16 protein-coding genes are annotated in these 16,634 nt (G+C 74.5%); 9 read left to right on the top strand and 7 right to left on the bottom strand.

The genetic code is table 11. The features are described 5' to 3' along the window. The first annotated feature begins 1 nt into the window (after position 1). Both ABD234_RS06190 and ABD234_RS06185 read left to right on the top strand, forming a co-directional pair. Positions 2-760 carry a DUF1003 domain-containing protein gene (locus ABD234_RS06190; RefSeq protein ID WP_084148523.1) on the top strand — a complete coding sequence of 253 codons (759 nt, stop codon included), beginning with the start codon at positions 2-4 and terminating at the stop codon, positions 758-760. Then, positions 757-1,938 carry a P-loop NTPase gene (locus tag ABD234_RS06185; protein WP_084148524.1) on the top strand — a complete coding sequence of 394 codons (1,182 nt, stop codon included), beginning with the start codon at positions 757-759 and terminating at the stop codon, positions 1,936-1,938. Before ABD234_RS06190 ends, ABD234_RS06185 begins: the two co-directional genes overlap by 4 nt. Before the next feature lie 51 nt (positions 1,939-1,989). On the opposite strand, the gene ABD234_RS06180 is transcribed toward ABD234_RS06185, so the two are convergent. Continuing rightward, on the bottom strand, positions 1,990-2,379 hold the full coding sequence (locus ABD234_RS06180; RefSeq protein ID WP_051486916.1) for a twin-arginine translocase TatA/TatE family subunit: 390 nt from the start codon (positions 2,377-2,379) through the stop codon (positions 1,990-1,992). A gap of 140 nt (positions 2,380-2,519) precedes the next feature. Here ABD234_RS06180 and ABD234_RS06175 point away from each other — a divergent pair, with 140 nt between their 5' ends. Then, positions 2,520-3,173, top strand: coding sequence for an O-methyltransferase (locus ABD234_RS06175; RefSeq protein WP_038373062.1), 654 nt, complete (start codon positions 2,520-2,522; stop codon positions 3,171-3,173). 98 nt (positions 3,174-3,271) lie between these two features. Here ABD234_RS06175 and ABD234_RS06170 read toward each other — a convergent pair whose 3' ends face one another. From ABD234_RS06170 to dapE, 4 genes are all read right to left on the bottom strand, one after another. Next, positions 3,272-3,442: a DUF3117 domain-containing protein gene (locus ABD234_RS06170; protein ID WP_084148525.1), complete on the bottom strand. Its 171-nt coding sequence runs from the start codon at positions 3,440-3,442 to the stop codon at positions 3,272-3,274. 109 nt (positions 3,443-3,551) lie between these two features. Next, a complete protein-coding gene (locus ABD234_RS06165) occupies positions 3,552-3,761 on the bottom strand; it encodes a hypothetical protein (RefSeq protein WP_038373063.1) in 210 nt (69 codons plus the stop codon). Continuing rightward, the gene (locus tag ABD234_RS06160) at positions 3,761-4,495 is read right to left on the bottom strand and encodes an LOG family protein (protein WP_038373065.1); all 735 of its coding nucleotides are present in this window, start codon (positions 4,493-4,495) and stop codon (positions 3,761-3,763) included. The genes ABD234_RS06165 and ABD234_RS06160 overlap by 1 nt, the downstream gene beginning before the upstream one ends. Then, positions 4,492-5,631: a succinyl-diaminopimelate desuccinylase gene (gene dapE / locus ABD234_RS06155; RefSeq protein WP_038373067.1), complete on the bottom strand. Its 1,140-nt coding sequence runs from the start codon at positions 5,629-5,631 to the stop codon at positions 4,492-4,494. Before dapE ends, ABD234_RS06160 begins: the two co-directional genes overlap by 4 nt. A 189-nt stretch (positions 5,632-5,820) precedes the next feature. On the opposite strand from dapE, the gene ABD234_RS06150 reads away from it, so the two are divergent. Next, positions 5,821-6,771, top strand: coding sequence for an endo-beta-N-acetylglucosaminidase H (locus ABD234_RS06150; RefSeq protein WP_038373068.1), 951 nt, complete (start codon positions 5,821-5,823; stop codon positions 6,769-6,771). A 70-nt stretch (positions 6,772-6,841) separates the two neighbouring features. On the opposite strand, the gene ABD234_RS06145 is transcribed toward ABD234_RS06150, so the two are convergent. Beyond that, the gene (locus ABD234_RS06145; protein ID WP_156954144.1) at positions 6,842-9,439 is read right to left on the bottom strand and encodes an FAD/NAD(P)-binding protein; all 2,598 of its coding nucleotides are present in this window, start codon (positions 9,437-9,439) and stop codon (positions 6,842-6,844) included. 97 nt (positions 9,440-9,536) lie between these two features. Next, a complete protein-coding gene (locus ABD234_RS06140; RefSeq protein WP_038373069.1) occupies positions 9,537-10,844 on the bottom strand; it encodes an MFS transporter in 1,308 nt (435 codons plus the stop codon). Between the two features lie 90 nt (positions 10,845-10,934). On the opposite strand from ABD234_RS06140, the gene ABD234_RS06135 reads away from it, so the two are divergent. The 5 genes from ABD234_RS06135 to ABD234_RS06115 all read left to right on the top strand — a co-directional run bounded on the left by ABD234_RS06135 (position 10,935) and on the right by ABD234_RS06115 (position 16,531). Further along, a complete protein-coding gene (locus ABD234_RS06135) occupies positions 10,935-11,570 on the top strand; it encodes an ArsR/SmtB family transcription factor (protein WP_051486917.1) in 636 nt (211 codons plus the stop codon). A 48-nt stretch (positions 11,571-11,618) separates the two neighbouring features. Beyond that, on the top strand, positions 11,619-11,894 hold the full coding sequence (locus ABD234_RS06130; protein WP_038373070.1) for a DUF2277 domain-containing protein: 276 nt from the start codon (positions 11,619-11,621) through the stop codon (positions 11,892-11,894). A 92-nt stretch (positions 11,895-11,986) separates the two neighbouring features. Next, complete coding sequence (gene dapD / locus ABD234_RS06125) at positions 11,987-12,970, top strand: 2,3,4,5-tetrahydropyridine-2,6-dicarboxylate N-succinyltransferase (protein WP_038373071.1); 984 nt, start codon at positions 11,987-11,989, stop codon at positions 12,968-12,970. Between the two features lie 8 nt (positions 12,971-12,978). Then, complete coding sequence (locus ABD234_RS06120) at positions 12,979-13,896, top strand: hypothetical protein (RefSeq protein WP_038373073.1); 918 nt, start codon at positions 12,979-12,981, stop codon at positions 13,894-13,896. Positions 13,897-14,023: 127 nt separating this feature from the next. After that, positions 14,024-16,531, top strand: coding sequence for a polysaccharide lyase 8 family protein (locus tag ABD234_RS06115; RefSeq protein WP_051486918.1), 2,508 nt, complete (start codon positions 14,024-14,026; stop codon positions 16,529-16,531). The last annotated feature ends 103 nt before the right edge of the window (positions 16,532-16,634 follow it).

Below are 16,634 nucleotides of genomic sequence, written 5' to 3'. Positions count from 1 at the left end.
CATGGCCGAGAGCACCCCGGGCCCCCTGGACTCGCCGGCGCCCCGCCGCCGCGCCCTGCGCAACCCCTTCCGGGGGGACGCGTTCGGCAAGGCCGCGGAGGGCTTCGCCCGCTTCATGGGCACCCCCGCCTTCCTGGTGGGGATGACGCTGTTCTGCGCCATCTGGCTGTCCTGGAACTCCCTCATGCCCGAGAGCGCGCAGTTCGACCCGCGCGCCCTGAACTTCACGCTGCTCACCCTGATCCTCTCGCTGCAGGCCTCCTACGCCGCGCCCCTGCTGCTGCTCGCCCAGAACCGCCAGGACGACCGCGACCGCGTGCAGGCCGAGCAGGACCGCCAGTCCAACGAGCGCAACCACGCGACCACCGACTTCATCACCCGCGAGATCGCCTCCCTGCGCCTGGCCCTGAACGACGTCGCCACCCGCGACTTCGTGCGCGGAGAGCTGCGCGACCTGCTCGAGGAGCTCGAGGGCGAGGAGCGCGGCGCCGAGGGCGAGGACCGCCCGCACCGCGCCGCACCGCGCTCGCGCACCGCCGGGCCGGCCGATGCCCGGCAGCCCTCGCCGGTCCCGGACGCCCGGCTGCGGGCGATCCTCCGCGAGGAGCTCGCCGCCGTCCTGGCCGAGCGCTCGGGGGGCGCCGTGACGATGCCGGAGGGCGCCGAGGCGGGCTCCGCCTCCGCGCCCGCCCCGTCCCCGGCCCCCGAGGCCGCCCCTGCACCCCGCCCGCACCGTCCCGAGGAGGGACCCCGCCCGTGACCGACACCCCGCCCGCCGCCCCGTCCGAGGACCGGCCCGCCGGCCGCTCCGACGACCCGCGCGTCGCCCGCATCCTCGAAGCCCTCGACGGGGTGATGGACCCCGAGATCCATCGGCCCATCACCGAGCTGGGCATGGTCGGGGACGTGAGCGTCGACGACGAGGGCGCCGCCCTCGTCCATGTGCTGGTCACCATCGAGGCCTGCCCCATGCGCGACCGGATCGAGCAGCAGACCGCCGAGGCCGCCGCGACCGTCCCGGGGCTGACCTCCGTGCGCGTGGAGACCTCCGCCATGTCCGAGGAGCAGCGCAAGGAGCTCACCCTGCGCCTGCGCCAGGGCCGTCGCGCCATCCCCTTCAACCAGCCCGGGTCCCTCACCCGCATCCTCGCGATCTCCTCCGGGAAGGGCGGGGTCGGCAAGTCGACGGTCACCGCGAACCTGGCTGCGGCGATGGCCGCGGACGGCCTGCGCGTGGGCGTGATCGATGCGGACATCCACGGCTTCTCGATGCCGGGCATGTTCGGCATCGACGACAAGCCGACCAAGGTCGGCGATCTGCTCATGCCCCCGTCCGCGCACGGCGTGTCGGTGATGAGCATCGGCATGTTCGTCCCGCCCGGGCAGGCCGTGGTCTGGCGCGGCCCGAAGATGCATCGGGCGATCGAGCAGTTCGCCTCCGACGTGTTCTGGGGCGACCTGGACGTGCTGCTGCTGGACCTCCCGCCGGGCACGGGCGATGTCGCCATCTCGGTGGCGCAGCTGCTGCCGCAGGCGGAGATGGTCGTGGTCACCACCCCGCAGGCCTCGGCGTCCTCCGTCGCCGAGCGCGTGGGCTCCCTCGCCCAGTCGACCGAGCAGCGCATCGCCGGCGTGGTGGAGAACATGGCCGGCCTGCTGCTGCCCGACGGCACCCGCATGGACGTCTTCGGCACCGGCGGCGGCGAGCGGGTGGCGGCCACGCTCTCGGCGGCCGTGGAGAAGGACGTGCCCGTGCTGGGTCAGGTGCCGCTGGCCCCCGCCCTGCGCGAGGGCGCCGACGGCGGCGTGCCGCTGGTGGTGTCCTCCCCCGAGGACCCGGCGGCGCAGGAGCTGCGGCGGGTCGCACGAGCCCTGGTGCGCCGGCCGCGCGGGCTGTCCGGCATGAAGCTCCCGCTGGCGGTCAGCCGCCCGTCCTGAGCGCGCCGGCCCGGGGTCGGATCCCCGGGCCCGGGTCGCTCGTCGGGGGGATCAGGTCGCCTCGTCGTCGAAGGGGGCCCGCTGGGGGCCGGTGTCCTTCTTCCTGCGGCTGCTGCCGGTCTTCTTGGCCGCCGCCCCGGCGGCGCCCACGGCGAGCGCCTCCTTGTCGGGCAGGATGTCCTCCGGGCTCGTGTCGCCCCAGGCCTCGCGGATGATGCGGCGGGGATCGTACTGTCGCGGATCGTACTTGCGCAGGTCATCGACGGCGATGCCCATCTCGCTCTCGACCGTCTCCCGCGAATCGTCCACCCAGCGGCGGGCCCGGCGCACCATGCGCACCACGTTCCGGGTGTACTCGGGGAGGCGCTGCGGGCCGATGATCACCAGGAAGACGATCAGCAGGACGACTGGCTCCCAGCCGCCCAATCCCAAGAACTCCACGTTCCCACCTGTCGTCGCGCCTCAGGACCGGCGGATGCGTCCGGCCCGGCGTTCATTATGGCAGAGGCCACGGCCCGTGGAGCTGGGAGCTCCACCGCTGTCGTACTCTGGGGCCTGACCTACGAGGAAGGACGGCGTCGATGGCATCGGGGAAGGTCGCCAGCTGGGCCCACGGCGAGGCGTTCGTCGACGAGGAGTCGATCTTCGCCGACGAGAGCGTGCTGGCCCGGGCGCGCGAGCGCGGCAGCGAGCTGGGCGTGGCCCCCGTCCTGCCCGGAGCCGGTGCCGTGATGCGGCTGCTGGCCGCGGCCCTGGACGCGCGGGCCGTCGTCGAGGTCGGCACCGGGGCGGGCGTCGGGTCCCTGTACCTGCTGTCGGGGATGAACCCGGCCGGGGTGCTCACCACCATCGACACGGAGGTGGAGAACCAGCGCGCGGCGCGGGAGTCCTTCGCCGAGGCCGGGGTGCGCCACACCCGCGTGCGCACCATCGCCGGGCGCGCGCCCGAGGTGATCGGTCGCCTGACCGATCATGCCTACGATCTGGTGGTCCTGCGGGCCGATGCCCCGCAGGCGGACGTCCTGCTCAGCCACGCGCTGCGGCTGCTGCGCCCCGGCGGGGCGCTGGTGGTGGACCATGCGCTCTACCACGACCGGGTGGCGGACCCTGCCAGCCGCGACGCGACCACGAAGGCGGTGCGGGCGCTGCTGCGCCGCATCGCCGAGGAGAGGACCCTGCTGCCGGCGCTGGTGCCCAGCGGGGACGGCGTCCTCGCCGCGATCCTCCGCCCCTGACAGGCCCGCCGCAGGCACGACAAAGACCCGCCCCGCGCACCGTCGGTGCCTGCGGAACGGGTCCCGTGCGCCCTGGCTCTCCAGGGATCAGGCGTATCTCACGCCGTGATCACACCCTCGAGGGCGTCGCGGAGCGAAGCCGCTTCGGCCTTGTCGATCTCCACCACGAGGCGTCCTCCGCCCTCCAGCGGGACGCGCATGATGATGCTGCGCCCCTCCTGAACGACCTCGAGCGGACCATCGCCAGTACGCGGCTTCATAGCAGCCATGAGCGTGCCTTCCTCTGTTCTGTGTTGCCCGCCGGGCGCCGCATCGGCGCCCGGGAGGCACGTTCTCCTGACCATTATCCCAGGTTTTGCCGCCGAGGTGTGCATGGCGTCACTCCGGGGGTCGCTCCGGGCGGTCAACGGCGGCCGGATCGGCGGCCTCGGACGGGGGCGCGGAGGGCCGCAGGGCCGGGCGCCGCCGCCACGGCTCGGGAGCATCCATGCCCAGCTCGAGCCTGCCCGTCGCGGCGAGCACCATGAGGCCCGCGACCACGGCGGCGAGCACGAGCAGCAGCACCACCCCGAAGGAGACCGCGGTCATCAGGGCGCCTTCCCGCTCACCTCGCGCAGCGCCTGCAGGGCCTCCTCGGCGGTGTCCACGATGCGCAGGATGTCGAGGTCCTGCGGGGAGATCACCTCATGCTCGAGGACGGTCGAGGACAGCCAGTCGATCATGCCCTGCCAGTAGTCCCGGCCCACCAGGATCAGCGGGAACATGTCGATCTTGTGGGTCTGCATCAGGCACAGCGCCTCGAAGAGCTCGTCCAGGGTGCCGAACCCGCCGGGCAGCACGACGAAGCCGCTGGAGTACTTCACGAAGACCGTCTTGCGGGTGAAGAAGTACCGGAAGTCGACGCCGAGGTCCACGTACTGGTTCATGCCCTGCTCGAACGGGAGCTCGATGCCGAGGCCGACGCTCACGCCCCCGGCCTCCTTGGCGCCCTTGTTCCCGGCCTCCATGATGCCGGGCCCGCCGCCGGTGATGACCGCGTAGCCGAGCTGGACGATGCCGGCGGCGATCTCCTCGGCCGCCGCATAGTGCGGATGGCCCGGGGGCGTGCGCGCCGAGCCGAAGATGGAGACGGCGGGCCCGAGCTCGGCGAGGGCGCCGAAGCCCTCCACGAACTCGGCCTGGATGCGCAGCACCCGCCAGGGGTCGGCGTGGAGCCAGTCGGCGCCGCCCGCGTTCTCCAGGAGGCGCTGATCGGTGGTGCGGTCCGGTCGCTGCGTCCCCCGCAGCGTCACCGGGCCCTTGCGGTAGTCCTCCGGGTTCATGAGGCGAGGGTAGCGTCCGCGCCCGGGAGTCCGAGCCAGCGTCGCAGGGAGGCGAGGGCGATGCGCAGGTCCTCGGTGGGGACGTGCTCGTCGTCGGTGTGCGCGAGCAGCGGATCCCCGGGGCCGAAGTTCACCGCCGGGGTGCCCAGGGCGCTGAAGCGCGCCACATCGGTCCACCCCTGCTTGGCGGCGACGGGGACGTCGCCGCCGAGCGCGGCCAGGAACTCCTGCGCGGCGGGGCTGTCCAGGCCGGGCAGCGCCCCGGCGGCGGCATCGGAGACCTCGATCTCCACGTCGAGGCCGGCCAGGACCTCGCGCACGTGCGCCTCCGCCTGCTCGACGGAGGTGTCGGGAGCGAAGCGGTAGTTGAGCGTCGCGTGGGCGCGGTCGGGGATCACGTTGCCGGCGATCCCGCCGTCGATCGCGACGGCGTTGAGGCACTCGCGGTACTCCAGCCCGTCGATCACGGCCCGCCGCGCCCGGTAGCCGGCGAGGCGCTCGAGCACGGGGGCGAGGCGGTGGACGGCGTTGACGCCCACCCAGTCGCGCGCCGAGTGCGCGGCCACGCCCCGCGCGGTGACCTCGAGCTTCATGGTCCCCTTGCAGCCGCCCTCGACCCCGGCGGAGGTCGGCTCCCCGAGGATCGCGAAGTCCCCGCGCAGGTGCTCGGGATGCTCGGCGGCGATCCGCGTGAGGGAGTTGTCCGCCGCCGCGACCTCCTCGTGGTCGTAGAAGATCCAGGTGAGATCGACCGGCGGGTCCGACGCCTCGACGGCGAGGGCCAGGAACACGGCCACCCCGCCCTTCATGTCGCAGGTGCCGCGACCGACCAGCTCCTCGCGCCCCTCGCGGACCCGGCGGCGGGAGGGGAGGTTGTCGGCCACCGGGACGGTGTCCAGGTGCCCGGCCAGCACCACCCGCTGCGCCCGGCCCAGCTCGGTGCGGGCGATGACCGTGTCCCCGTCGCGCAGGACGCTCAGGTGCGGGGCATGGAGCTTCAGGGCCAGCTCGACGGCATCGGCGAGCGCCTTCTCGTTCCCGGAGACGGACTCGATGTCGACGATCGCGGCGGTGAGCTCGACGATGTCGGCGCGCGGGTCGAGGACGGCGGGAGCGGTGGGATCAGCGGAGGTCATGGCCGACATCCTGCCACGGCGCGGGACGGCGGCCGCGGAGGCGGGCAGGGCCCGCCGCGGGCCGGCGCCGGCCCGCGGGATGCGAGGCGGATCCGACGGAACCCGGGCGACAGCAACCGCTTAAGCGCTAAAGTCGGCGGGGGCGGCGGGATGGCCCCGCCGCCGTCTTCGCTCGATGAGGAGCACTCCATGACCCCGCCTCCCTCCCACCCCGTGCGGCGCCGGCTCAGCCGCCGCGCCGCCCTCGCGCTCGTGCCCGCCACCGGCGCCGCGCTGCTGGCCGGCTCGTCCGCCGCGGCGTCCCCGCTGCCGGCCGACAAGGGCCTCCACCTCGGCCGCGAGAAGGGACCGCTCTCGGTCGCCTACGTCGAGGTCAACAGCAATCCCCTGGCCAGCGTCGGCGACTACGTGCTCTCCGGCACGCGCACTCCCGTCTTCGACGTGGCCATGATCTTCGCCGCGAACATCAACTACGACGGCACCGCCGCGTACCTGCACCTGAACGACCGGGTCACCGCCGTCCTCGCGGACGCCGAGACCCAGATCCGGCCCCTCCAGCGCCGAGGGATCCGCGTGGTCCTCTCCGTCCTGGGCAACCACCAGGGCGCGGGCTTCGCCAACTTCCCCGACGCCGCCGCGGCCGACGACTTCGCCCGCCAGCTGGCCGACGTCGTCCAGCGATACCGGCTGGACGGCATCGACTTCGACGACGAATGGGCGAAGTACGGCGAGAACGGCACCGGGCAGCCGAACGACAGCTCCTTCGTGCAGCTCGTGACCGCGCTGGACCGGCGCCTGCCGGCCGACAAGCTGATCACCCTGTACGACATCGGCCCTGCGGCCGAGCGGACCGAGCACGACGGCGTGCGCCTGGGCGACGTGCTCGACTACGCCTGGAACCCGTACTACGGCAGCTGGCGCCCGCCGCAGATCGAGGGCATGGAGCCCTCCCGGCTCGCCCCCGCGGCGGTGGACATCACCGCGACGCCCGTGGACCGGGCCGTCGAGCTCGCGCGGCGCACCGTCGAGGAGGACTACGGGGCGCTGATCACCTACAACCTCACCGACGCGGACCACACCGAGATGGTCTCCGCCCTGGCGCTCGAGCTGTACGGCACCCCGGCCGTGCGCCTGCGCTGACGGCGTCCCGGGCGGCTGCTCGGGACGGCGCCGGGCGCCGCGGGACGGCGCCGCGGGCCCGGCGGGAGGCTCACCAGCGGGCGCGGGTGGTCTCCGTCGGGCCGTCGAGCTCGGTGAAGCCGGCGTCGATCACCTGCACCGGCCGGGTCGTCGCGGCCCATCGCGCGGCGCTCGGCCGCTCCAGGCGCACGCGGAATCCACCGGACCGCCAGGCCGCACGCGCCGTCTCGTCCATGGCGGAGTAGGCGAGCTGCGCGGCGTGGGCGGCCTGCGCCGCGAGCTTGCCGCTGGTCATCTCGATCAGCGGGCTCGCCTCGATGACCACGGTCGCGCCCTCGGCCGCGCCGTCCCCGGCCGCGCCGGGATCCGCGCAGCCGCCCTCCCCGCCCTCGGCCTGCGCACGGCGCGGGAAGGTGGTCCCGCCGACCTGGAGCTTGTCCAGGGCCTTCGGCAGCGGGCGGGTGGGGCCCGGCACGAGGGCGCGCACGGCGGCGCGCCCGGTCTGCGAGGCCACCGTGACCCCGGGCAGCTCCTGCACGTCGCGCCACCGCTTGCCGTCGGCGCGCCGCACCAGCTTGCGGATCCGGCCGCCGTCCGCCCACCGCGAGATCTCGGCGTGCCAGGGGCCGCCGGGGCGGGCGCGCTCGTCGTCCAGCATCGCGACCACGGCGCGGGCGGCGGTCTCGGCCACGTCCTCCTCCTCGGCGAGGTCATGCTTGTCCCGCAGCACCACCAGCTGCAGGGCCCAGGGGACCTCGTCCTGCTCCGCCTCGGCGCGCTCCTGCGCCCGGCCCAGCGGCGGCGAGGCCTCGGGGACGGGCGCGGGCTCGGTGCTGGGGACGGGAGCACCGGACAGGGGCGCGGGGCCGGCGGCGTCGGCGCCCTCCGGCGGGAGCACGCCGCCCATGCGCGCCAGGCGCACGGCCACCGCCTCGGCGTGGCGCAGGAGCTGGGCGGAGGATCCGGGCTGCGCGGTGATGGCCGAGCCCGGCTGCGCGGTCGAGACGGGAATGCCGACCAGGAAGCGCCGTTCGAAGACCCGGCCGTCCACGGCGATCGGCGCATACAGGCCGTCGACCGCGATCGATCCGGTCAGCACGCGCGTGCCGCTGCCGCGCGAGCTCCACGAGTCCTTCTGCACCTCTCCGCGCTCGCGCCACGCCCCGATCAGCGCGCTGCGGTAGGCGGGCAGGTCCACGGGAGGCAGGTGCGCCTCCAGGACGCCGTCGCAGAGGTGCTCGAGGCCCTCCGCGCCGCTGCGCACCACGAAGCGCCCGCGGTCCGGGTCGACGGTCACGGCCATGCCGGGGCCGCTGAAGACCACCAGCCCGGCCTCGACCAGCGCGAGCAGCTGGCGCGCCCGGCGCAGCGGCGGCCCCGAGGCCCAGGAGGCGAAGGCGTTGCGCAGGTGGCCGTCGATGTCGCGCCGCACGCTGTCGGTCGTATAGGCGCCGAGGTCGACCAGGCGGTTGACCTGGATCCGCAGCGCGGTGAGCACCCGGAAGGTGAGCACCCAGGCCGGATCGGGCTCGGCCGCCTGGCGGACGCTGCGCCGGAGCTCCTCGACCGATCGACGATGCGCGTCCTCGCAGCGGCCGCCGCGCCGGCCGAAGGGGAACAGCAGGCGCAGCAGCCCCTCGTCGGTGGTCAGCTCGCGGTTCCCGGCCTCCCGATGGGCGGCGCGCAGCTCCGCGAGCATGAGCGGCATGACGTCGCGCTCGTGGTCGACGCCAGCCGGACGCACGGCGAGCTCCAGGACGCGTTCGCCGGTGAGGATGCGCGGGGTGTACGGGTCCGGGAGCGCATCGCCGAGGTCGGGCTTGGGCCGGTAGATCATCCCCGACCGCGAGCCGACCACCAGCTGCGGCTCTCCCCCGCCGGGCAGGTAGCGCAGGCCGGAGGGCGCCGATGCGTCCTCGACGAACTCCCCGCCGGCGACGGCGGTGAGCATGCCGATCGCGTCGTAGAAGTTCAGCCCCATCCCGGCGACCGCGATGCGCTCGCGCCCCAGCAGGGAGCGGTAGTCGACCTCGAGCGGGTTCGCGGGGCCGATGTGCAGCAGATCGTGCTGGGCGGCGGCATCGGCCAGCTGCAGGGAGCGGGGACCGAGGGCCGTGGGCAGATGGCCGAGCGCGAGGGCGACGGCGTCGACGGTCAGCACGCGCCCGTCGTCCAGCCGCACCCGCTGCGGGGCGTCCGGCTCCCCGGTGACGTCCACGGCCTCGGCGCGGTGCCGCACGATGCGCAGCCGCGCGGGATCGGCGTCGGCCTCCGCCGCGGCGAGGACATGGGCGAGATAGCGGCCGTGAGCGGCGCGCGGGGCGTAGTCCGTCGGCCCCAGGCCCTCGGCGGCGAGATGGTCGCCGAGGGTCTCCCGCCGCGCCACCGGGAGGTCCGGATGACAGGAGTCGTCGGGATACATGGTGGTCTGGCAGGTGGTGGTGTTCATCAGCAGGACCTCGCCCTGGTCGCTGCGCCAGACGGAGCCGCCCTGCCCCACGTGCGGATCCACCAGGTGCACGGTCAGCAGCCCGTCCCACGGATCGGTGCGCGAGGCCGCGGCGAGCCGCTCGACGATCGCCGTCCCGCGCGGCCCGGCCCCGATCACCGCGACCGCCCGATGGGGCGCGGCGGGGACGGTGCGGCGGGTCTCGACGAAGGCGGTCATGCTCCCAGTATCGCGCCCTCGCGGGCGTCGCCCGGCGTTCCGCGCCTCCGGCGGGAGGAGCGCGCGATGGAGGTCACCGCGACGGGCCCGGCCGGCCTCATGCGGCGTGGAGGCCGTGCGCGCGGGCGTGCTCCTGCCAGCCGCGGGCGGACGGGACGGTGCGCAGGTGCGGACCCCGCAGCGAGATGATCGCGGCCAGCACGCAGATCCCCGCGAAGATCGCCATGATCCCCGGTCGACCCATCCCGTCGAGCCCCCAGCCGGCGAGCGCGGGGGCGAGCGGCATCAGCCCGGTGCCCACGAGCGCCATCAGCGCCCCGATCCTCCCCTGCATCGCCACCGGAGTGATGTGCATGAAGAAGCCCGAGGTCGCCGCGTTGAGCGGGGCGATGCCGAGCCCGATCGCGGCGTAGACGACGGCGATCACCAGCAGCTGATCGGTCAGCGCCAGCACGAGCCCGAGCACGGCCATCGCCGTGATCTGCCCGATGATCAGCAGGCCCGTCGGGATGCGCTCGACCATGCGCGGGGCGAGCAGGGCTCCGACCAGGATCGACCCCGCCAGCACCGAGGACAGCAGACCGATCTGCACGGCCGGCACCTGCCGGAGGGCGAGGCTCAGGGTGACCGTGAGGATCAGCCCGTTCGAGCCGAGGTTGATGAGCGCGGCGACGGCGCCGAGCTGGAGCCGGATCGGCTGGGCGAGGACCCATGCCCCGGCCTCGCGGAGGTCCTCGCGCACCCGGGTGCGCGGCGCGTCCTCTGCGCGCGGGCGGTAGTCGCCGCGCAGCAGCAGGGTGGTCAGCCCCGAGGCGAGGGCGCCGATCAGCTGCACCAGCGCCGGCAGCGCGATGCCGAGCGCGAGGAGCGCTCCGCCGAGCGGGCCGGCGCCGAGCTCGACGGCGGCGCCCCGCCCCTCGTTGACGGCGACGGCCCGCGGGATCTGGCGCGGGGCGACGATCTGCTTGAGCATCGCATCCGTGGACCCGCCCAGCAGGGCGCCGCGGAAGCGGTCGGCGAAGGCGAGGGCGGCGAGGATACCGACCGACCCGGCCCCGGCGAGCAGGACGACGACGAGGGTGCCCTGGAGGAGCGCGCCGAGCAGCCCGGCGAGCGCCCGCAGCCGGCGACGGTCGACCCGGTCGCAGAGCAGGCCGCCGGGGACGAGGCCGAGGAGCCCGCCGATCCCCTGCACGAGGCCGACCAGTCCCGTCGCGGCGGCCGAACCGGTCACGGCGAGGGTGACGAGCGGGAAGGCGAAGGCGCCGACGCCGGAGCCGGCGGCCAGCAGCACGTCGCCGAGAAGCCAGATGCGGTATTCGCGGTTGCGGAGCAGAGGCGTCGGCGCGGGAGCTCCGGGCTCGGCGGGAACGGGGATGGCGGTGGGGGTGCGGGGGGCGTCCATGATCCGAAGCCTAGATCCGCACCACCCATTGCGCAATAGTTCTTGCGCAACTATTCGTGCGGATCCTGTGCCCGCGCCTAGACTCGGGACATGCCCATCGAGGAGAAGCCCGAGTACGCGACGCGCGACATGATGCGCGCCATGGCGCACCCCCTGCGCCTGCAGATCCTCGAGCGCGTGGGGCGCCGCGGCACCGCCCGGGCCGCGGACGTCGCCGCGGACCTCGGGATCCCCGCCAACTCCGTGAGCTACCACCTGCGGATCCTCGCGCGCGGCGGGGTCGTGGTCGAGGCGCCGGAGGCCGCGACCGATCGCCGGGACCGGGTGTGGAAGCTCAGCCGGTCCTCCTACCGCAGCGACCGGCACGCCGCAGCGGCGAACGACCCGGAGGTGGACGAGGGCGAGTACGTCGAGGCGACCGGCGCCATGTCGATCGCTGCGATCGACTGGATCCGCGGCGCATGGGTGGCCGAGGCCGCGCGGAGGGCGGCCGCCGGGGAGGATTCCGAGCCCGCGATCGGCTCCCTCTTCGCGACGACGCTGCATCTCACCCGCGCCCAGGCCGAGGAGCTCTCCACCCTCGTCACGACCAAGATCGCCGAGTTCAACCGGCTGAACCGCGATGCGGAGGGGGTGGACCTGCCCGCCGACGGCGAGGAGGAGGTCTCCGACTACGCGGTCCTGTACGCGCTCCTCGCCGACCCGCGCTCCGCCCCCTCCGCCTGACTCCCCGGTCCTCTTCCGCGGGTCCGCACCCCGGCGTAGCGTGCGGGCATGTGCCGAAACATCCGCACCCTGCACAATGTCGACCCCGGGGCGACCGCCGACGAGGTCCAGGACGCCGCGCTGCAGTACGTCCGCAAGATCGCCGGGACGACGAGGCCGTCCCGGGCCAACCAGGCCGCCTTCGACCGGGCCGTCGCGGAGATCGCCCACGCGACCCGGCATCTGCTGGACGACCTCGTGGCGACGCGACCGCCGAAGAACCGCGAGGAGGAGGCCGCGAAGCGGCGCGCGCGGGCCGTCGCCTCCGGGCGCTACGCCTCCTGACCCGGGTCCTGGGGCGGCCGCCGAGGCCGATCCCGTGATCTTCCCCCGGCCGGCTCGGCGCGCTCTCCCCTGCGCTCCGTAGAATCGGCGCCATGACGACTTCTGCGACCGACTCCGCCGCTCAGACCGCCCGCGCCGCCTGGGGCATCGGCCTGGCGACCCTCGCCGCCGACGGCTCCGTGCTCGACGCCTGGTACCCGGCGCCCCGCCTCGGGGAGGCCCCGGAGGACCCCGCCTCCGAGGACCTCCACGCCCGGCTGACCGCCGCCGCCCGCACCGACGAGGCGCGCGGCACCCGCCAGGAGGTCGTGGTCCGCGCCCTCGACCTCGATGCCGCCCCCGCCGACACCGCCGACGCCTACCTGCGCCTGCACCTGCTCTCGCACCGGCTGGTCCAGCCCAACGAGCAGAACCTGGACGGGCTCTTCGGCGTGCTCACCAACGTCGTGTGGACCTCCGAGGGCCCCTGCGCCGTCGCCGGCTTCGAGGAGACCCGGCTGCGCCTGATCGCCGCGGGCCGCACCCCCACCGTCCTCGGCGTCGACAAGTTCCCCCGCATGGTCGACTACGTCCTGCCCACCGGCGTGCGGATCGGCGACGCCGACCGGGTGCGCCTGGGCGCCCACCTGGCCGAGGGCACCACGGTCATGCACGAGGGCTTCGTGAACTTCAACGCCGGCACCCTGGGCACCTCCATGGTCGAGGGCCGCATCTCGCAGGGCGTGGTCGTCGAGGACGGCTCCGACATCGGCGGCGGCGCCTCCACCATGGGCACCCTCTCCGGCGGCGGCACCCAGCGCGTGCGCATCGGCCGCCGCTCGCTGGTGGGCGCGGAGGCCGGCATCGGCATCGCGCTGGGCGACGACTGCGTGGTCGAGGCCGGCCTGTACGTCACCGCGGGCACGAAGGTGACCGTCGTCGGCGAGAAGGGCACCGAGTCCCGCCTGGTCAAGGCCCGCGAGCTCTCCGGGGTGCCGAACCTGCTGTTCCGTCGCAACTCCGTGACCGGCGCGGTCGAGGTCGTGGCCCGCGCGGGCCAGACCGTCGAGCTGAACGCCGCCCTGCACGCCAACTGAGCCCGCCCATGGCAGCTCGCCGCTCCCCGGTGCGGCATCTCGTGGTGCCCCTGGTGATGGTCCTCCTCTTCGGGGGCATCGCCGGGGGCAGCTACGTGGCCCTCACGCGCTACGGAGATCCGGCCGATGTGGGCACCTGCGTCGCCTCGGGGCTCGGCACCACGCATCGCTACGACACCGAGCAGACCGCGAATGCGGCGCTGATCAGCGCGATCGCCGTGGACCGCGGGCTGCCGGCGCGCGCCGCCTCGATCGCGCTCGCGACCGCCTACCAGGAGTCGCGGCTGCGCAACATCGACTACGGCGACCGCGACTCGCTGGGGCTGTTCCAGCAGCGCCCCTCGCAGGGCTGGGGCAGCGAGGAGGAGATCCTCGACCCGGTGTACTCGACCAACACCTTCTACGACGCCCTGATCGAGCTGGACGGGTACGAGGACATGTCCATCAACGACGCCGCCCAGACGGTGCAGCGCTCCGGGCATCCCGAGGCCTACGCCGATCACGAGACGGAGGGGCGGCTGTACGCTTCCGCGCTCACCGGCCGTTCCGGCCCCAACCTCGTGTGCACCCTCGGCGAGGTCTCCTCGACGGTCTCGCCGGAGCAGGTGCGCGAGCAGCTGCGCACGCACTATCCGCGCGCCGCGGAGGACGGCCGGATCACCGCCGAGCTCGCCTCGGCCGGCTCCGTCGCCCCGACCGTGCCGGCGGGGTCGGGCGCCACGGCGCTGGTGATCGACGTCGGCGGGGACGAGACGCTCGGCTGGTCGGTCGCGAACTGGGCGGTCGCCCGCGCGGCCGATGACGGCATCGTCCAGGTCTCCTTCGCCGGGCGCTCCTGGGACCGGTCCGTCCAGGGCGAGGATGCCCGCTGGGCCGAGGTCGAGGACCGCGCCGCGGGGCGGGTCGTCGTGCTGGTGGGCGGCTGACCCCCGCGACACGGCCCCACACTTGCGCGATAGTGCGCGGTGATGGTGTGATTCACGCATCACCGCGCAGGTAAGCGGTTGCGGCACCGTGGCCGTTGCCCTCTGCGCCCGATCGCCAGGAGCGCGCATGCCCGAGAACTCCCTGCCCGTGGCAGCACCCGAGCACCGACCCGACCCCCGGTCCGCCGCCGGATCACCGGGCCGAGGCCCCGCACGGCCCCGCCGCCGCAGCGTCCTCGCCGGCGGCGCCGCCTCGGCCCTGATGCTGGCCGCCCCGCTGGGCGGCCCCTCCGCGGCCCGGGCCGAGCCCGCGGTTCCCTCCCTCGCGTCGACCGACGACGAGCTCGACGCGCTGCGCCGGCGCTGGTTCGACCTCCTCACCGGCGGCGACGTCCCGACCGAGGACGATCGCATCGGCGCCGCCCTGCAGCGCCAGGACTCCGCGGCGGAGCGGGCCCTCACCGGCTTCTCCCCCACCGCGCCCCTCTGGCCGGACGCCCCGTTCGGCAGCGACGCGGCGAACGTGTCGCTCGCCCTCGGTCGGCTGCGGGCGATCGCCCTGGCCTGGGCGACCCCTGGCTGCCGCATCCACGGCGACGCCGCGATCGGTGCCGATCTCGTCGCCGCGCTGGAGGTCGTCAGCCGGGACGGCTACCACCCCGGTCGCACCCCCAGCGGCAACTGGTGGTTCTGGGAGATCGGCGTCCCCAACGCGCTCACCGACCTCGGCGTGCTGCTGCATGACGTGCTGCCCGATGCGCTGCTGCTGGCCCTGATGGACGCGATCGCCCACTTCGCGCCGGACCCGAACTACCGCGGACGGGGCACGAGCCTGCGCGAGACCGGCGCCAACCGGGTGGACAAGTCCCTGCGCTGCGCGCTGCGGGGGATCCTGCGCCGCGATCCCGCAGACCTGGTGCTGGGACGCGACGCCCTCAGCGACGTCGCCGGCGGCGGGGGCGCGAGCGTCTTCGGCTACGTGACCTCCGGCGACGGCTTCTACGAGGACGGCTCCTTCATCCAGCACGGACGTCTGCCCTACGTCGGCACCTACGGGACCGTCGCCCTGTCCGGGATCTCCCAGATCCTCCCGCTGCTGGCCGGCTCGACCTGGGAGGTCACCGATCCCGAGCAGAGCGTCATCTACGACGCCATCGAGCGCAGCTTCGCCCCCTTCATCTGGCAGGGCGTCATGATGGACACCGTGCGCGGACGCGCGGTCTCCCGCCAGCAGGACAGCGGCTCGCGCAACGCGCTCAGCGCAGCGCACTCGACCCTGCTGCTGGCGCAGGGAGCGACCGGTGCGCTGCGCCGGCAGCTGCTGGGCCGCGCCCTGGGCTGGATCACGACGATGCCGCTGGACATCGCCGAGGTCGCGAGCGTCGCACAGATCTCGCGCTTCATCGCCGCGGAGTCCGAGGGGGCCGAGCTCCTGCACGACGAGCCGGGACTCGCCGTCTTCCCCGACCAGGAGCGGTTCGTCCACCGCCGCGATGACTGGGCGTTCACGGTCTCCACGTCCTCGTCCCGGATCGGCCGGTACGAATGGGGCAATCGGGAGAACGGCACCGCCTGGTACCAGGGCGACGGCGCGAGCTACCTGCAGCTGGCCGCGGACCCCCAGCAGACCGACGTGGACTACTGGCCCACGATCGACCCGTACCGGCTCCCGGGGACGACCGTCGAGATGTCCCCGCGCGCGAGCGGCCTCGCCGACGGCACCGGCATCCCCCGCGCGACGGCGGCCTGGGCCGGTGGGACGCACGTCCTGGATGCCTACGGGGCATGGGGCATGGACCATGCCGACCATGACGGGGCCCTCACCGGGCGACTGTCCTGGTTCCTGCTGGGCGACCTGATCGTCATGCTGGGCGCCGGCATCACCTGCACCACGGGAGCCGAGGTGGAGACCACCGTGGAGAACCGGGCGCTGCGCCGCGGCGCGCCCGCCCTGCGCGCCGACGGCTCCGTGATCGCCGCCGTGCCCGAGGAGACCGGGACGGAGATCGAGGACCCGGCATGGGTCCATCTGGAGGGCGTGGGCGGGTACATCATGCTCGGACCGCAGAGGCTGCGTGTGCGCCGCCGCGTCCGGCAGGGCTCCTGGTGGGACATCAACCAGGGGGCCGACACCTCCGGGGACGACGTGCAGCGCACCGTCACCTACGCCGAGATCTCGGTGCTGCACGGGGTCGCGCCGAAGGACGCCTCCTACGCCGTGGCCATCGCCCCCACCGCCTCGGTGCGGGCCGCGCGACGCCTCGCGGAGCAGGCGGCCGAGGGCAGCGGGGTGCAGGTGGTGGCGAACGACCGCGTCGTCCAGTCGGTCTCCGCGCGCCTCAGCCCGGGCACGATGCGCCTGGCGAACGCCTTCGCGGCGGCGAGCACGCCGTGGCTGGCCACGAGCGGACCGGCGAGCGTGGCCCTGGCCGAGCTGCCGCGGACCCTCGAGCTGTCGGTGAGCGAGCCGAGCCGCACCGCCGCCGAGACCACCGTGACCCTGACGGGGCTCTCCGCCGCGTCGGTCGCCTCCGCCGATGACACCGTCGCCGTCCTCTCGCTCGACCCGGTGACGGTGCGCGTCGCCACCGGCGGCAGCCGCGGCGCCACCCACCGGATCGCGCTGACGCGCTGAGCCTCGACCGGGCCGGTGCCCGGCGCCGGCACGAGCCCCCGACCGCGATCGCGGTCGGGGGCTCGTGCCGCAGGCGGAGGATCTCCGCGGCCCGGCGCGCCGA

The sequence above is a fragment of the Brachybacterium phenoliresistens genome, from assembly GCF_039530785.1.
Taxonomy (GTDB): domain Bacteria; phylum Actinomycetota; class Actinomycetes; order Actinomycetales; family Dermabacteraceae; genus Brachybacterium; species Brachybacterium phenoliresistens.
Note: the sequence above shows the minus strand (reverse complement) of the source record. Positions and strands in the feature narration are given on the sequence as shown.

What these genes read in the sequence shown, in the direction of transcription:
- ABD234_RS06145 (WP_156954144.1), bottom strand. Translation starts at nt 9,439, where the DNA reads ATGACCGCCTTCGTCGAGACCCGCCGCACCGTCCCCGCCGCGCCCCAT.
- ABD234_RS06165 (WP_038373063.1), bottom strand. Translation starts at nt 3,761, where the DNA reads ATGACCGCGGTCTCCTTCGGGGTGGTGCTGCTGCTCGTGCTCGCCGCC.
- ABD234_RS06175 (WP_038373062.1), top strand. Translation starts at nt 2,520, where the DNA reads ATGGCATCGGGGAAGGTCGCCAGCTGGGCCCACGGCGAGGCGTTCGTC.
- ABD234_RS06150 (WP_038373068.1), top strand. Translation starts at nt 5,821, where the DNA reads ATGACCCCGCCTCCCTCCCACCCCGTGCGGCGCCGGCTCAGCCGCCGC.
- ABD234_RS06135 (WP_051486917.1), top strand. Translation starts at nt 10,935, where the DNA reads ATGCCCATCGAGGAGAAGCCCGAGTACGCGACGCGCGACATGATGCGC.
- ABD234_RS06120 (WP_038373073.1), top strand. Translation starts at nt 12,979, where the DNA reads ATGGCAGCTCGCCGCTCCCCGGTGCGGCATCTCGTGGTGCCCCTGGTG.
- ABD234_RS06115 (WP_051486918.1), top strand. Translation starts at nt 14,024, where the DNA reads ATGCCCGAGAACTCCCTGCCCGTGGCAGCACCCGAGCACCGACCCGAC.
- dapE (WP_038373067.1), bottom strand. Translation starts at nt 5,631, where the DNA reads ATGACCTCCGCTGATCCCACCGCTCCCGCCGTCCTCGACCCGCGCGCC.
- ABD234_RS06170 (WP_084148525.1), bottom strand. Translation starts at nt 3,442, where the DNA reads ATGGCTGCTATGAAGCCGCGTACTGGCGATGGTCCGCTCGAGGTCGTT.
- ABD234_RS06140 (WP_038373069.1), bottom strand. Translation starts at nt 10,844, where the DNA reads ATGGACGCCCCCCGCACCCCCACCGCCATCCCCGTTCCCGCCGAGCCC.
- ABD234_RS06160 (WP_038373065.1), bottom strand. Translation starts at nt 4,495, where the DNA reads ATGAACCCGGAGGACTACCGCAAGGGCCCGGTGACGCTGCGGGGGACG.
- ABD234_RS06130 (WP_038373070.1), top strand. Translation starts at nt 11,619, where the DNA reads ATGTGCCGAAACATCCGCACCCTGCACAATGTCGACCCCGGGGCGACC.
- dapD (WP_038373071.1), top strand. Translation starts at nt 11,987, where the DNA reads ATGACGACTTCTGCGACCGACTCCGCCGCTCAGACCGCCCGCGCCGCC.
- ABD234_RS06190 (WP_084148523.1), top strand. Translation starts at nt 2, where the DNA reads ATGGCCGAGAGCACCCCGGGCCCCCTGGACTCGCCGGCGCCCCGCCGC.